Origin of the sequence: Paenibacillus phyllosphaerae (assembly GCF_014192105.1) — a bacterium.
Lineage (GTDB): Bacteria > Bacillota > Bacilli > Paenibacillales > Paenibacillaceae > Paenibacillus_Z > Paenibacillus_Z phyllosphaerae.
This window is the reverse complement of record NZ_JACHXK010000001.1, coordinates 565,090-579,142: the sequence shown is the minus strand read 5'-3', so window position 1 is coordinate 579,142 and position 14,053 is coordinate 565,090. Positions and strand designations below refer to the sequence as shown.

At 56.5% G+C, this 14,053-nt stretch carries 13 protein-coding genes; 11 read left to right on the top strand and 2 right to left on the bottom strand.

Annotation, left to right across the window (positions count from 1 at the left end):
- Positions 1-29: 29 nt before the first annotated feature.
- Both FHS18_RS34015 and FHS18_RS02315 read right to left on the bottom strand, forming a co-directional pair.
- Positions 30-146, bottom strand: a complete 117-nt coding sequence (locus FHS18_RS34015) for a YjcZ family sporulation protein (RefSeq protein ID WP_221401170.1) — start codon at positions 144-146, stop codon at positions 30-32.
- Between the two features lie 118 nt (positions 147-264).
- A complete protein-coding gene (locus FHS18_RS02315) occupies positions 265-1,461 on the bottom strand; it encodes an MFS transporter (RefSeq protein ID WP_183596483.1) in 1,197 nt (398 codons plus the stop codon).
- Positions 1,462-1,846: 385 nt separating this feature from the next.
- On the opposite strand from FHS18_RS02315, the gene FHS18_RS02310 reads away from it, so the two are divergent.
- From FHS18_RS02310 to FHS18_RS02260, 11 genes are all read left to right on the top strand, one after another.
- Positions 1,847-2,290, top strand: a complete 444-nt coding sequence (locus FHS18_RS02310) for a hypothetical protein (protein WP_183596481.1) — start codon at positions 1,847-1,849, stop codon at positions 2,288-2,290.
- A gap of 76 nt (positions 2,291-2,366) precedes the next feature.
- Positions 2,367-3,527: a transglutaminase domain-containing protein gene (locus tag FHS18_RS02305; protein ID WP_183596479.1), complete on the top strand. Its 1,161-nt coding sequence runs from the start codon at positions 2,367-2,369 to the stop codon at positions 3,525-3,527.
- Positions 3,528-3,551: 24 nt separating this feature from the next.
- Positions 3,552-5,648 carry a peptidoglycan D,D-transpeptidase FtsI family protein gene (locus FHS18_RS02300; RefSeq protein ID WP_343060361.1) on the top strand — a complete coding sequence of 699 codons (2,097 nt, stop codon included), beginning with the start codon at positions 3,552-3,554 and terminating at the stop codon, positions 5,646-5,648.
- Positions 5,649-5,941: 293 nt separating this feature from the next.
- A complete protein-coding gene (locus tag FHS18_RS02295; protein WP_183596463.1) occupies positions 5,942-6,895 on the top strand; it encodes a metal ABC transporter solute-binding protein, Zn/Mn family in 954 nt (317 codons plus the stop codon).
- A gap of 34 nt (positions 6,896-6,929) precedes the next feature.
- Complete coding sequence (locus tag FHS18_RS02290; RefSeq protein WP_183596461.1) at positions 6,930-7,733, top strand: metal ABC transporter ATP-binding protein; 804 nt, start codon at positions 6,930-6,932, stop codon at positions 7,731-7,733.
- A 5-nt stretch (positions 7,734-7,738) separates the two neighbouring features.
- Complete coding sequence (locus tag FHS18_RS02285; RefSeq protein WP_183596459.1) at positions 7,739-8,680, top strand: metal ABC transporter permease; 942 nt, start codon at positions 7,739-7,741, stop codon at positions 8,678-8,680.
- The gene (locus FHS18_RS02280; protein WP_183596457.1) at positions 8,677-9,555 is read left to right on the top strand and encodes a metal ABC transporter permease; all 879 of its coding nucleotides are present in this window, start codon (positions 8,677-8,679) and stop codon (positions 9,553-9,555) included. The genes FHS18_RS02285 and FHS18_RS02280 overlap by 4 nt, the downstream gene beginning before the upstream one ends.
- 795 nt (positions 9,556-10,350) lie before the next feature.
- The gene (locus FHS18_RS02275; protein WP_183596455.1) at positions 10,351-11,103 is read left to right on the top strand and encodes a Cof-type HAD-IIB family hydrolase; all 753 of its coding nucleotides are present in this window, start codon (positions 10,351-10,353) and stop codon (positions 11,101-11,103) included.
- Between the two features lie 7 nt (positions 11,104-11,110).
- On the top strand, positions 11,111-11,590 hold the full coding sequence (locus tag FHS18_RS02270) for a DUF456 domain-containing protein (RefSeq protein ID WP_183596453.1): 480 nt from the start codon (positions 11,111-11,113) through the stop codon (positions 11,588-11,590).
- 30 nt (positions 11,591-11,620) lie between these two features.
- Positions 11,621-12,343, top strand: coding sequence for a ThuA domain-containing protein (locus FHS18_RS02265; RefSeq protein WP_183596451.1), 723 nt, complete (start codon positions 11,621-11,623; stop codon positions 12,341-12,343).
- 30 nt (positions 12,344-12,373) lie between these two features.
- Complete coding sequence (locus FHS18_RS02260) at positions 12,374-14,002, top strand: putative polysaccharide biosynthesis protein (RefSeq protein ID WP_183596449.1); 1,629 nt, start codon at positions 12,374-12,376, stop codon at positions 14,000-14,002.
- Positions 14,003-14,053: the final 51 nt, after the last annotated feature.

Below are 14,053 nucleotides of genomic sequence, written 5' to 3'. Positions count from 1 at the left end.
CAAGCCGCCTTTAACTTAGGGGAGAAGGATTAACACCAGAAACCGCCAAGTACGATTACGAGCAGGATAAACAGTACGAGGATAATTCCTGCCGAATTGAAACCGCCAACCTTGCCATGGCAACCATGATCAACATATTGGGACATGGTATATTCACCCCTCTTTCGGATCTAAGTTTCTTTGGCTCCGACGCTTCCGCGTTTACCGCGTTAGTCGTTTGCCACACCATATCCTATGTAGGAGGGGGTTAGCGGCCCTGTGCGTTTACCCAGTTTTTGAAAAATGGGCGCTGCTCCCTCCCGAGCTCTTGATCGCGTGGAAAGGGAGAATGGAGACGGCGAGCATCAGTGCGACGAAGGCGATGTAATAAGGCGATACGTAGGTGCGGAAGTGGCCGGCCATCAGCGGGCCGATGAACGCGCCGATCGAGAACGCAATCGACAGGACGGAGAACGTTCGCCCGTACCGCGCGCCTCCGCTAAGCTCAATAAGCAGGGATGACAGAGCCGGGAAGATAACGCCTTTGGCCATACCAAGAATGAAGAGCAGGACATAGAACGGCAGCGGAACGCCGGCAGCGATCGCAAAGTAGGTAATGGCCATCATGAAAGCCCCCCACAGCGTGCGCAGATAAGGCGACTTGCGATTCAGGAACATCATGCTGAGCGTCGACAAGGCGCCGAGACTGACGACCGAGAACAGCAGTCCTGTCGTCATCATCGCCTCTTGCGTCTTGGCCATCATCGGCAGCTCGAAGGACAAGATGCCTTGCGCGCAGCTCATGGCCACCGGGATAACGAAGACGAGCCACGGGATCGTCTGTCCCGTACCTGCGTCGCTGTCTGCATCACGGCCGAGTGCCGGGGCGTCATGGCCTCCGACCTCGTCGATACCGTCGGCCGCAACGGCTTTCTTGGGCGCTTCGCGAATGAACAGGAGAGCGCAGGCAGCCGTGCCGATGAGTACCCAACCGAGCACCAGGAACGCGGTCGTGAACCCGATCTGCGCGACCAGATAAGCGCCTGCCGCTGGCGAAACGACGGACGCAAGCGTATGTACGAAGCCGTTGCCGGCCATCAGCTTGCGCTGCTCAACCTGGTTTCGGGCGATGCGCGCAAGCAGCGTCATGCAGGCAGGCGAGAGGAAGGCGAGCACGAAGCCGCTGATCGAACGAAGCGCGAGCAGCTGCCAAGGATCGGTCACCGTCGATTGGAAGATAAGAATGATTCCGGCTGCCGCAAGCGAGAAGACGATGAACAGCCGGCTTCCGAAACGGTCTACGCCGATGCCGGCGACGACGTTCCCGGGCAGATGCGTGATGGAGTATATGCCCATCATGAGGCCGATGAATGAAGGCGCAGCGCCAAGGGAGATGGCGAATGGCGTCAATATCGGGTACTGGGCATGCAAATCGAATAACGCGACGAACAAGAACAGATACAGCCATACTGCGGTTTTCAACGGTTTTTCCTCCCCACACGCCCCTTGGCGAACGACTTGCCCGTCCGCTATAGACGTTCTTCTTTAAGGTGTTACGGTTGCGGCGACGGTGCCTTGCAAGTGGACCAGCTGAGCTTGGCTTACTTGAGATACAAGATGGTATGTTCATGATCTTGTATTACGGAAGTGAAACGCGCTCCGCTCTTTAACCGGCGAATCCGCAAATGCCGGTTCACGATTGTGACCTGTTACTACTTGTACGCTTGGACATGGAAGGTTATGTCAGCCGCGTCGTGGCGCAAGCCAGCCGGAAAGCTTGTCCCTGCAGCGTTTACGGGCCTAGACCGTTCGGGTATAATGTTTTGTATTCAAGGTATGCAGGCGGTATAATGGAGGAGTTAATCGGATGGGCTTTAATTTGAATTACGATTGGGAAACGTGGGTTGAATTTTTCAAGGATAACTGGCTCATTCTGCTGATTGCGCTCGTCGTACTGTGGTTGGTCATCCGGATCGTGAAGACGGTCGTAAAGTGGCTGATCGTCGGGGTTATCGTCATCGGCATTATCGTATACAGCGGTTATACACTGGAAGACGTGAAGGGTATCGGCACCAAGGTAGCCCAAGAGGCCAAGGAGCAGGCGATCGCGGCAATGGTCGGCGAAGCGAAGGACGCGACGTTCACCAATAACGGCGACGGTACCTTTACGGTGAAGACCAAGAACGTTGAGCTTCACGGAACGCCGGGCGACAATAAGGTAGAGGTTATGTTCCGCGGCACCAAGATCGGAACGTGGGAGATTGACGATACGATCCAAGCGTTAATTACGCAGGCGAAGAACAACGGCTAGCATGCTTGACGCCGGATGATTGAACCGTGCGGCGCCGGACAGGTGCAGCTATAGGGAATGGGAGGAGAACGAAGCCATGGATTCGTGGATGCAGGCATTGATAAAGCCGGAGCCTGTAGCGCTTATCATCTTGGTCGTCCTGCTCGGCTCGCTGATTCAAGGGATGAGGAGAGGTGCGTCGGGTTCTGCGAAGCACCTTTTCTTTTTTGTATGGGATGCGGCTACCGCAGTCCTGTCCTTGATCGTGGCAGGCCGTGCTGCCTCCTGGCTGTCACCTTATGTCCGAGATTGGCTTATTGCGCGGGAAATAACGGTACCGAAGCAAGAGCTTGGCATGTTTAGCCAGCTCTGGTATACACTGATAACGAGCTTGCGGGATTTCGAGCTGATGCGCTTCGGGATCTTGTTCCTGGCCGTATACTTTCTGCTGCGCTTCCTGCTTAGCCTGCTTCATCCGCTTGGCGCGATGCTGTTCGATCTGCTGTCCCGGAGCCAAACGGAGACGCGGATGCGCGACGCCGGCATGCGATCGGCAAGCCGGGCGACCGGTGCGATTATCGGCAGCCTGCTTGGCGTTGGCCGGGCATTCATCGTGCTGGCCATTCTGTTCGTCTATGTGACGCTGCTGCCGGATGCGCCGCTCGTGGATTCCATCCGGGGGTCGTCCTTCTATGCGAAGACAGCCGATGAAGTGCTGATGCCGGTAGCCGGTGATGTGCTGGCCAAACGCGGGCCGGTGCTGACCGAAGCGGTCCAGACGGAATTCAAGCGCGTGCTGCAGCGTAAGTATGAAGTGATCGATGCGGCCGTGCCGCCGGATATCGAGGAGGCAGCGCGCCAAGTGACGCTGAAGGCCGGCAGCGACGAAGAAAAGGCGAAGGCGCTGTACGATTGGCTCGGTACGCGAATCGCTTACGATTGGGACAAAGCCCGCAATTATGAGGAGCATGGGATATGGAAGGAACAATCGCCTGCCGAGACGTTCCAGACGAAGACCGGCGTTTGTATTGACATAGCAAGACTTTATGCGGTGATGGCCCGCACGGTAGGGCTTGAAGTGAAGGTCGTGACCGGACAGGGCGCCGACGGACGGGGCGGCTTCGGGCCGCATGCGTGGAATGAAGTTCGCTTGAATGATCAAGAGGGCGGCTGGATACCGCTCGACGCGACTTGGGCATCATCAGGCAACTGGTTTAACCCGGAAGACTTTGAAGAGACGCATATTAAAGAGATTTGATGGAGAGCGGGAGGAGGCATATCCGTGCAGGAGGATCCGCAGAAGCGGGAGATTAGCAACCGGAGACATTTTTCGTTCCGGCTTAACATGTTCTTTTTCGTCACTTTTTTTCTATTCAGCATCCTGATCGTTCGTCTGGCGATCCTGCAATTCGTTGAAGGACCGCAATTGAAAGAAGAGGAGTCTTCGATGGGCTCCAAGAACGTCCTGATCCCTCCGATCCGAGGTAATATTTACGATTCCGGCAATCAGGCGGTCGCTTATTCGACCTCGACCCAGTCGCTGTATTACACGATTGAGCCTGGTACGAGCAAGGACGATTCGATCGCGCTGGCGAACCGTCTGTCTGGCGTATTCGAGAAATACGGCGATCCCAAAGCAGCGCTGACGCTCGATAAAATCATCAAGAACATGGACCTGGACTACCGGAAGAATACGATTTCGGTGCCAAGGCGGGTGAAGAGCGGGCTGAACTCGAAGGAGATCGCCTACTTCCTCGAACACCGCGACCTATACAGCGGGATTGAGGTCGTCGAGGAGAGTATTCGCCACTACGATCAGGAGACGCTGGCCGTTCAGCTGGTCGGCTATCTGAAGAAGTTCGAAGGCGGCGCCGAGTCGACCGAGACGTATAAGGACCGGGATAGCAATGAAGTGCCGGCGCTGGAGCGTTATCTGGGACAGGAAGATGTCGGCTTCGACGGTCTGGAGATGCTCTATCAGGACGAATTGCGCGGCAAGAACGGCTTGAAGACGTATCCGATCAACTCGGAAGGCCGGATTATCGGCCCGCCGGTCATCACCAAGCCGGAGAAGGGCAATAACCTGTACTTGACCATTAACCGTCAGGTGCAGCAGAAGACGGAAGAAGCGATTCTCGACCAGATCGATTACTTGCAGCATACGTCCGACTCCTCCAAAAGACAGCCGATGGCCCGGACCGGTTATGCGGTTGCGATGGAAGTCAACACAGGCAAAGTAATCGCGATGGCCAGTATGCCGGATTACGATCCGAACGTCTGGGAGGGCGGCCGGATCAGTCCGGAGGATTACGACGACATTAAGGGCATTATGTATAACGGCACGATCCGTCAGATCTACGGTCCTTATAAGGATGACAAGGAGATCAGCAAACTGCCTTCGTCCTTGGTGCCGCTCGGTTCGACGCAGAAGCCGTTATCCGTTCTGATCGGGTTGAACGAGGGTCTGTTCACGACTTCGACGACATGGAACGATACAGGCGCGTTCTATTACGGTAAAGAAGGAACGGCGCATCGCCGTAAGATCGGCAATGCCAAAGGGCATGCCTACGGCGTGCTGGATCCGGCGAATGCGATCGCCAAATCATCGAACCCGTGGATGGCGAAGATGATCGGGGATGCCTTATATCGCCGGGAATCCGGCATGGAAGCTGTAGAGATTTTCGACAAGTACGAGAAGGCCTTCGGACTTGGCGTCGTCACGGGCAGCGATCTGCCGGGCGAGAGCGCCGGCAAGATCAACTACTTTGAAGAAGCTGAAGCCGCGAGCGTGCAGTCCGCGATGATCTTCGCATCCTTCGGTCAGCAAGGCCGGTACACGACGCTGCAGCTGGCGCAGTATACGGCGATGCTGGCGAACCGCGGCAAGCGCATGAAGCCGCAATTCGTTAATATGATCAAGGATTCCGAGGGCAACGTGGTCCAATCCTACAAGCCTGAGGTTCTGAACACGATCGATATACCAGAGTCGTATTGGGAAGAAGTCGAGCGCGGCATGTCCAAGGTTAACGTCTCGGTGTTCAATGACGCGCCGTACAAAGTTAACCGCAAGACGGGTACGTCCCAGCAGGATGTCGGCGGCAAGACGATCGATAACTCGGTGTTCATCGCTTACGCGCCTGCCGAGAATCCGGTTCTCGCAGTGGCCGTTATCGTACCGTACGGCGGCTTCGGCTCGGATGGAGCAGCGCCGATCGCACGTAAAATTTTCGACGCTTACAACGATGAGATTGGCCTGCATGGCACACCGGCCAATCCTTCGACCGCTGCTACGGATAATGCGACCGGCACGGAAGTGGCCGCGAATAGCACCAGCACGGATGCATCTACGAATGCTGCTTCAGACGAACAGCAGCCATAATGATCGGCGCAAGGGCCGTCTTATTCTCGGGAGACCGAGAGGGGACGGTTCTTTTTTTGTGGCCAAAATCCGGGAGTGAAGAGTCAGGCATGCTGTAAATGGTTGTAAAAGTTGCGTTCGGGAAACTTTTTTATCGAAAATGTTGCACTAGAGAAACTTTTTTGTATAATATTAAAAAAGAGGCATAGAGTAAACTAGTGTGACCCAGGGAAATAAATATGGATGTTCGTACCAGTTTTCGGATTGTGGATACAAGCGCAAGAGTTAATTATTTTGGTAAAGGTGGTTTTATCATGCGACATAAAGTAAAAGCTCCGTTCCGTCGGTGGATGTACGTCGTTCTGTTCTTGACGGCTTCCGTACTTGTATTAAGCGGATGCGCTGACAGCAAGGAGACGACGGGCGCTGAGGGCGAAGGGAAGCTGAAGATTACGACGACGACCGGCATGATTGCCGATGTAGCGGCTAATATCGGGGGCGCATATGTTGACGTTACCGGTCTTATGGGGTCTGGCGTGGATCCGCACTTATACAAGGCAACGCAGGGCGATATCCGGAAGCTGGATGACGCCGACATTATTTTCTTCAACGGGCTTCACCTGGAAGGCAAGATGACGGAGATGTTCGACAAGATGGCGGAGAAGAAGACGGTGGTGGCCGTATCTGAGCAGCTGCCGGAATCGGCGCTGCGGACGGATGGATCAGGGGTTCATGACCCGCACATTTGGTTTAACGTGCGCAATTGGATCTCGGCGGCCGAGGTGATCCGCGACACGCTCATGGAGCAGGATCCGGAACATGCGGATGCTTACCGCACCCAAGCGGAAGCCTATCTGGCCGAGCTCGAGCAGTTGGACACCTATGTCAGCGAGCAGATCGCATCCATTCCCGAAGCGGATCGCGTGCTCGTGACCGCGCATGATGCGTTCGGTTACTTCGGCGACGCGTACGGCATTCAAGTGATGGGACTGCAAGGGATCAGCACCGCTTCGGAATACGGGTCGAAGGATGTCGCGAATTTGCGGGATTATCTGGTCGACAACAAGATCAAGGCCGTCTTCGTCGAATCCAGCGTGCCGAAAAAATCGATCGAGGCCGTCATTGAAGGAGCCGCCAAGCTGGGTCATGAGGTGAAGATCGGCGGAGAGCTGTTCTCGGACGCACTCGGCCCATCCGGCACGGAGGAAGGCACGTATATCGGAATGGTCCGGCATAATGTCGACACCATTGCAGCCGCATTGAAATAACCGCGATCCGCGAACGAATAAGGAGTGAATGTCCATGCAGCGCACAACGGAAGCCCTTACTGCCCCTCCCTTGGCGATTAGCGGCCTAAGCGTCGCCTACCAGAAGAAGCCCGTGCTTCGCAATGTATCGTTTCAGCTGCCTCATGGCGAGCTCGTCGGTGTCGTCGGCCCGAACGGAGCCGGCAAATCCACGCTCATTAAAGCCGCCTTGGGGCTCATTCCGAAGCTTGCCGGCGAGGTTCAAGTATTCGGAGCCCCTAGCGCGTCCCAGCGCAAATTGATCGGCTATGTGCCGCAGCGGGAATCGGTCGACTGGGATTTTCCGACGAACGCGCTCGATGTCGTCATGATGGGCCGCTACGGCCATCTGGGGTGGTTCCGCCGCCCCGGAGCGAAAGAGAAGCGCCTCGCGTTGGAATGTCTGGCGAAGGTCGGCATGGCCGATTATGCGAATAGACAGATCAGCCAACTATCAGGCGGCCAGCAGCAGCGGGTGTTCCTGGCCCGGGCGCTGGCGCAGGATGCGCGTCTGTATGTCATGGATGAACCGTTCGCCGGCGTAGACGCGGCTACGGAGAAGGCGATTATCGGCCTGCTGCAGGAGCTGAAGCGCGAAGGGAAGACCGTTATGGTCGTTCATCATGACCTTGCGACGGTGAAGGAATATTTTGATTCGGTGCTGCTTCTCAACGTAGAGGTGCAGGCGTTCGGCAAGACGGCCGAGGTGTTCACGACGGCTAATCTGGCACAAACCTATGGCGGGCGCTTCGCTTACTTGAACCAGCAGGATGCAGAGATGAACGAATCCGGCGCAGCTTCCGGGATCGGGAGAGGGTGATCGGCATGGAATCGTTCTGGTCGATGCTGACGGATCCGAATGCCCAATGGATTCTGCTTGGTTGTATGCTGCTCGGGCTGTGCAGCGGCGTCATCGGCTGTTTCGCGTATTTGCGCAAACAGAGCTTGATGGGCGATACGCTGGCACATGCCGCCTTGCCGGGCATCTGCATCGCTTTTATGCTGTCGGGCACCAAATCGATCGGGCTGTTCCTGGTCGGCGCAGGCATAGCGGGTCTGCTCGCAACATTCGGGATCGGTTGGATCACGCGCTATTCCCGTATTAAGAGCGATGCTGCGATGGGCATCGTGCTCTCGAGTTTCTTCGGCCTCGGCATCGTGTTGCTCACGCAAATTCAGCATAGCAATTACGGCAATCAGAGCGGTCTGGACAAATTCCTGTTCGGCCAGGCGGCTTCGATGATCGGCTCGGACGTGACGATCATGCTGATCGTCAGCCTAGTTATCGTCGCGGCCTGCACGCTGCTGTTCAAGGAGTTCAAGCTGCTTTCCTTTGACCCGGGTTTCGCTAAAGGGCTCGGATTCCCGATTGCGCTGCTGGATCAACTGCTTATGTTCTTCATCGTCGTATCGGTCGTGATCGGGATTCAGGCGGTGGGCGTCGTGCTCGTGGCGGCGCTGCTCATTACGCCGGCGGTCTCTGCGCGGTATTGGACGGATCGACTTGGCGTCATGGTGCTGCTCTCCGGATTGTTCGGCGCCTTGAGCGGCGTGGTGGGGACTTGGCTCAGTTCCACGACGGTCAGCTTGCCGACAGGACCGGTCAGCGTGCTGGCGCAGACGCTGTTGTTCGGACTATCGCTGCTGCTCGGACCGCGCCGCGGTCTGCTGGCCAAACGGCTGACGCATCGTAAGGCGAAGCTCGTCCTGCAGGAGGAGCAGCGCATGCGCGCTACGGTCAGCGGAAAAGGAGGTGTCGATGCATGACGGATTTCTGGATTATTCTGACGGGCTCGCTGGTGGCGACCTGCTGCTCGATATTAGGCTGCTTCCTGATTCTAAGGCGGATGGCGCTTATCGGCGATGCGATCAGCCACTCCGTACTTCCCGGGATCGTCATTGCCTTCATGGTAAGCGGCTCCCGAGACTCGTTCATTATGCTGCTGGGCGCTTCGGTGCTGGGTCTCGTCACGGTCTTCCTGATTCAGCTGTTCCAACAGAGCGGCGTCCAATCGGACGCCTCGATCGGCGTCGTCTTCACCGCGTTATTCGCGGTCGGCGTCGTGCTCGTCAGCTTGAATTTGCGCCAGGTGGATCTCGATCTGGACTGCGTGCTCTATGGGGAGATCGCCCACGTGCACTGGAATACGTGGACGCTCGGCGGGACGGACATGGGGCCGAAGGCGGTCTGGCTGCTCGGCTTCACGCTGCTGGTCATCGTCACGCTCGTCAGTTTGTTCTACAAACAGTTCAAGCTGTGCGCCTTCGACCCGCTGCTGGCCGCTGCGGTGGGCATTCCCGTCGCGCTGTTCCACTACCTGCTGATGGGCCTCGTGTCGATGGCGACGGTCAGTTCCTTCGAGAGCGTCGGCGCGATCCTGGTCGTCGGCATGCTGATCATCCCGGCATCGGCCGCTTATCTGCTCACCGACCGTCTGGGCCTGATGATCGTCATCAGCGTCGCGATCGGTATCGCCAGCACCGTGCTCGGCTATGCCGCGGCTTACGTGCTAGATGCGTCGATCGCAGGCTGTATGGTCTGCGCGGCAGCGGTTCTGTTCATCCTCGCGTTCTTGCTCTCGCCAACCCACGGTCTGGTGGCGCGCAAACTATGGCGCCGCATGAACCAGCAAAGCTTATAATCCATACCCTGCAAGCCCTGCGAGCCGTCAAGGCGAGCAGGGCTATTGTTTTTGTGAACTGTTAGCCGAGTTCAACTGCGTATTCGAAATGTTCTTCCGATCGCTGTTGTTCGGGGATTCCTTGATTGAAATGGTAAAGGTGGGATTCCCCTCACAAAGGCGAACGCTGCCGCTTCTTCAGAATCATTCGAACACTCCGTTTCGGGCTAACTGTTCATGAAACACTGAACAGGACAAAGAAAATCAGCGTGTCCACAACGTGGACGTCAAGCGAGAGTCAGCACGCTATTTTTAATTCGCACAATAGTTGGTGTCTGCTCCCAAGGCGCAAAGTCGCGAACGAAGCTCGAACAAAAGCTTTGTCCCGCATTGCGGGGGCTGCGTGTCAATGACATGCAAGCTAATCCGCCGTGGGACAACGCGTGCCCGCCACGAAAGGACAGATCGAAGACGGCCGCGTATCGAGCGATGCCGATTACGGGTATCCTCAGAGTTTTCCAACGGAAAACTCACTTCGGAAGCATAAGCTGGGCGGTTGCCCTTGGTTCCCCTCGGCGGAGGGGGAAGGGGCGAGGGGAAAAGGAACTTAGGAGGTTTTGGTGTAGAAGAAGGGGGCGTACGGGGCACCCCCCGCAAAATCAAACAACTTTTGCCCAATATCCGATACAGCGTTGCACAAAACGTGCACGTATAATAGGCGTTGAGTTTGGAATCAGCCCAACATGTGTTAAAATTGCTCTATGTCATGGGATGCTGCAGCCCTTAAGGGGCGCATCATGCTTAAGGAGGGCAAGGATGAATACAATCAAGCTGGTAGCGCTCGACATGGACGGGACGCTTCTTAACGATGTGCAGGAGATCAGCGCCGAGAATGCGAAGTGGATCCGCAAAGCATTGGACGCAGGCATCAAGGTATGTTTTGCGACGGGACGCGGATTTCGCAGCGCGCTGCCCTACGCGGAGCAGCTGAAGCTGGATACGCCGATGATTACGGTCAACGGCGGGGAGATCTGGTCCAAGCCGCATGTGCTGCACCGCCGCTCGCTCATGCCCGTTTCGTCGATCAAGCGGATGCACGAGCTGGCGCAGCGTTTCCCCGAGGTCTGGTACTGGGCGTATACGGTGGACGGCATCTACAATAAGGAAAAATGGATTACGCCTGCCGACGATTACGAGGCCCATCACTGGCTGAAATTCGGCTACTACACCGAGGACGATGCAGCCAGAATGAGCATCTATGAGGAAGTCGCCAGCTGGGGCGGCATGGAGATTACGAACTCGTCGCCATGGAACTGGGAGATGAACCCGGAAGGCGTCTCCAAAGCGAGCGCGCTTCGCGAGCTATGCCAAGTGCTCGGGATCGAGATGTCGCAAGTAGCCGCCATGGGCGACAGCTTGAACGATATCGCCATGATTCAAGAAGCGGGCCTAGGCGTTGCGGTCGGCAATGCGCAGCTGGCGGTGAAGGAAGCAGCCGATGCCGTCATCGTGAAGAACACCGAGCATGCGGTCGCCCATCTCCTCGAGCATTATGTGCTGAAGGGGTGACCTTGCGATGGAGATAGCCGGTTGGATTCTTGTTATCGTTCTATTCCTTGTTGGCATGGCCGGTACGATTTTTCCGATTCTGCCGGGCGCTGTCGCGATCTACGCCGCATTCTTCGTATATGGCTTCTTCCTGACGTTCGAGCATTTCGGCTTCTGGTTTTGGACGATGCAGACGTTGATCGTCGCGGTGCTTTTCTTGGCGGACTATGCGGTCAGCGCGTGGGGGGTCAAGAGGTTCGGGGGCTCCAAAGCTTCCATCATCGGCAGCACCATAGGGGCCATCTTCGGACCGTTCGTCATTCCGGCGTTCGGCCTGTTGCTAGGACCGCTGCTCGGGGCGATAATCGGGGAGCTCATCGCCGGATCGGATTTCGAGAAATCGCTGAAGGTGGGCTTCGGCTCCGTGGTCGGATTATTCTCTAGCATGGTCGTGAAGATCATTCTGCAGGTCGTGATGATCGTTCTGTTCATTCTATGGATCTTATAGAGACCCGCATATACAAGGAGGAATTCAAGAATGGTTAAAGTTACGGTATGGAATGAGTTTTTGCACGAGGTTGTACACGAAGAAGTGAAGAAGGTTTATCCGGACGGCATACATAACGCATTGGCTCAAGGCATCGGCACGGACGGTTTCGAGGTGCGCACGGCAACGTTGGACCAACCGGAACACGGCCTTACGGAAGAAGTATTGGCGAACACGGACGTTCTCATCTGGTGGGGCCACATGGGCCATGATAAAGTAGACGATGCGATTGTTGAGCGCGTGCATGCGCGCGTCATGAACGGCATGGGTCTCGTCGTCCTGCACTCCGGCCACTTCTCGAAAATCTTCAAGAAGCTGATGGGCACGGGCTGCGATCTGAAATGGCGCGAAGCGGGCGAGAAAGAACGGATCTGGACCGTCAACCCGGCGCATCCGATCGCAAGCGGCCTGCCGGAATACTTCGAGCTCGAGCATGAAGAAATGTACGGCGAGCACTTCGATATTCCGGCTCCGGACGAGCTGATCTTCGTCAGCTGGTTCGAAGGCGGCGAAGTGTTCCGCAGCGGCTGCACTTGGAGCCGCGGCCAAGGGAAGATTTTCTACTTCCGCCCAGGCCACGAGACGTACCCGACCTACTACAACAATAACGTCCTTCAAGTTATCCGCAACGGCATTCGTTGGGCAGCGCCATCCGGCGCGGCAGCTCCGGTGCGCGGCAATCACCAACCGCTCGAGGAGATCAAGTCGAAGTAAGGCATTCCACAGTAAATGGAAGGTTGACCTATGGTAAAGAAGGATTCACTCATTAAAGGTACGATCATCCTAGCGGCAGCAGCGCTGGTAGCCCGAGTTCTCGGGCTTTTCCAGCGCGTGCCGCTTGATTATTTAATGGATGATGCGGGCAATACGTATTTCAACACCGCGAATAACGTGTATTTACTGCTGCTTGTGATCGCGACCGGCGGGATTCCGAGCGCGATCAGCAAAATGGTGTCCGAGCGTTATGCGCTAGGACGCAAACGCGAAGCGAAGCAGATCTACAAGGCAGCGATTATGTTCGGCGCCGTAACCGGTGTCGTCATCGCTGTTTTGCTGTTTGCATTCGCCCCGCTCTATGCGCGGCTCGCGGATAATCCCGGCGCGCATCTGGCGGTTGCCGCCATCGCCCCATCGCTCATTCTGTTCCCGGTCATTGCGATGATGCGCGGCTACTTCCAAGGCCGCCAGTTCATGATGGCGGGGGGAATCTCGCAGATTGTCGAGCAGATTGCGCGCGTCGTCACGGCGATCGCGCTCGTACTCATCATCTTGTCCTGGAACTGGGATACGGAGTGGGTTGCCGCAGGAGCCGCTTTCGGCAGCGTATTCGGCAGCGTAGGCGCATTTGTCATCATGCTCTATTACGCTCGCAAGCTGCGTGGCCAGGACAATTCGTCACAGCTAGAGGATCAGCCGGATACGAGCAGGACGCTCCCGTTCAAGACGATCTACCGGGAAATGTTCGGCATCTCGGTCCCGATCGTGGTCGCGGCGGTAACCGTTCAATTCGTCTATTTCTTCGACACTTCGGTCTTCTACCGGTTGACCGATTACGTCAGCCGGGGAGTCGCGGAGCAAGCATTCGCGGCACTGGGCACAAGAGCGCAGGCGCTGGCCGGCATTCCGCCGATCCTCGCGATCGCGCTGAGCACATCCATCATCCCGATTATTTCTTCGGCCTACTCGATCCGTAATATGGATGAAGTGAAACGCCAGACCTCGCTCGTCATGCGGATCGTCGTGCTGACCGGCGTTCCGGCCGCGCTGGCGCTAACGGTCGCGGCCGTCTCCGCCACCGGATTCTTCTTCGAAGATACGGACGGCAGCGGTCTGGTGGCAGCCCTAACGGCGGGCACCATTTTCCAAATTACGATGATGACGACCAACTCGGTGCTCTTCGGCATGGGGAAAGCGAGAATCCCGATGAAGCATACGATTATCGGCATGCTCGTCAAAGTGGTCGGAAGCGTGGCCTTAGCGCCATTCTTGGACGCATACGGGCTCATTATCGCATCAACGTTATGTTTCTTGACGATCAGCACGCTCAACCTCCGGGTTATCCGCCAGGAAATCCCGCTATCAGTACTCGGCAAGCGGTGGACGGGCTATATCGTTACCGTAGCGGTGGCTGCTGGCGTCGGCTTTATCGTTGACCTAGCGGGTCGCAACTTGCTGGATGCGCTGCCGGCCAAGGTAACGTATTTGCTTACCCTTGGCGCGACGGGAATCGCGGCCCTCGGCGTTTATGCCGTGCTGCTTATCGTGCTTCGCGTCATTACGCCGGAAGAGATCGGTCAATATCCGGGTCCGATGCGGAAACTGCTGCGTCCGCTCATGCGGTTAACCGCGCGGAATTTGTCGAAAAGTAAATAGTCTCCAAATCTACCAGAACGCCCCCTTCCCATGATAGAATAGACCTCGGTC

What these genes read in the sequence shown, in the direction of transcription:
- FHS18_RS02310 (WP_183596481.1), top strand. Translation starts at nt 1,847, where the DNA reads ATGGGCTTTAATTTGAATTACGATTGGGAAACGTGGGTTGAATTTTTC.
- FHS18_RS02285 (WP_183596459.1), top strand. Translation starts at nt 7,739, where the DNA reads ATGGAATCGTTCTGGTCGATGCTGACGGATCCGAATGCCCAATGGATT.
- FHS18_RS02270 (WP_183596453.1), top strand. Translation starts at nt 11,111, where the DNA reads ATGGAGATAGCCGGTTGGATTCTTGTTATCGTTCTATTCCTTGTTGGC.
- FHS18_RS02290 (WP_183596461.1), top strand. Translation starts at nt 6,930, where the DNA reads ATGCAGCGCACAACGGAAGCCCTTACTGCCCCTCCCTTGGCGATTAGC.
- FHS18_RS34015 (WP_221401170.1), bottom strand. Translation starts at nt 146, where the DNA reads ATGTCCCAATATGTTGATCATGGTTGCCATGGCAAGGTTGGCGGTTTC.
- FHS18_RS02305 (WP_183596479.1), top strand. Translation starts at nt 2,367, where the DNA reads ATGGATTCGTGGATGCAGGCATTGATAAAGCCGGAGCCTGTAGCGCTT.
- FHS18_RS02275 (WP_183596455.1), top strand. Translation starts at nt 10,351, where the DNA reads ATGAATACAATCAAGCTGGTAGCGCTCGACATGGACGGGACGCTTCTT.
- FHS18_RS02295 (WP_183596463.1), top strand. Translation starts at nt 5,942, where the DNA reads ATGCGACATAAAGTAAAAGCTCCGTTCCGTCGGTGGATGTACGTCGTT.
- FHS18_RS02265 (WP_183596451.1), top strand. Translation starts at nt 11,621, where the DNA reads ATGGTTAAAGTTACGGTATGGAATGAGTTTTTGCACGAGGTTGTACAC.
- FHS18_RS02260 (WP_183596449.1), top strand. Translation starts at nt 12,374, where the DNA reads ATGGTAAAGAAGGATTCACTCATTAAAGGTACGATCATCCTAGCGGCA.
- FHS18_RS02280 (WP_183596457.1), top strand. Translation starts at nt 8,677, where the DNA reads ATGACGGATTTCTGGATTATTCTGACGGGCTCGCTGGTGGCGACCTGC.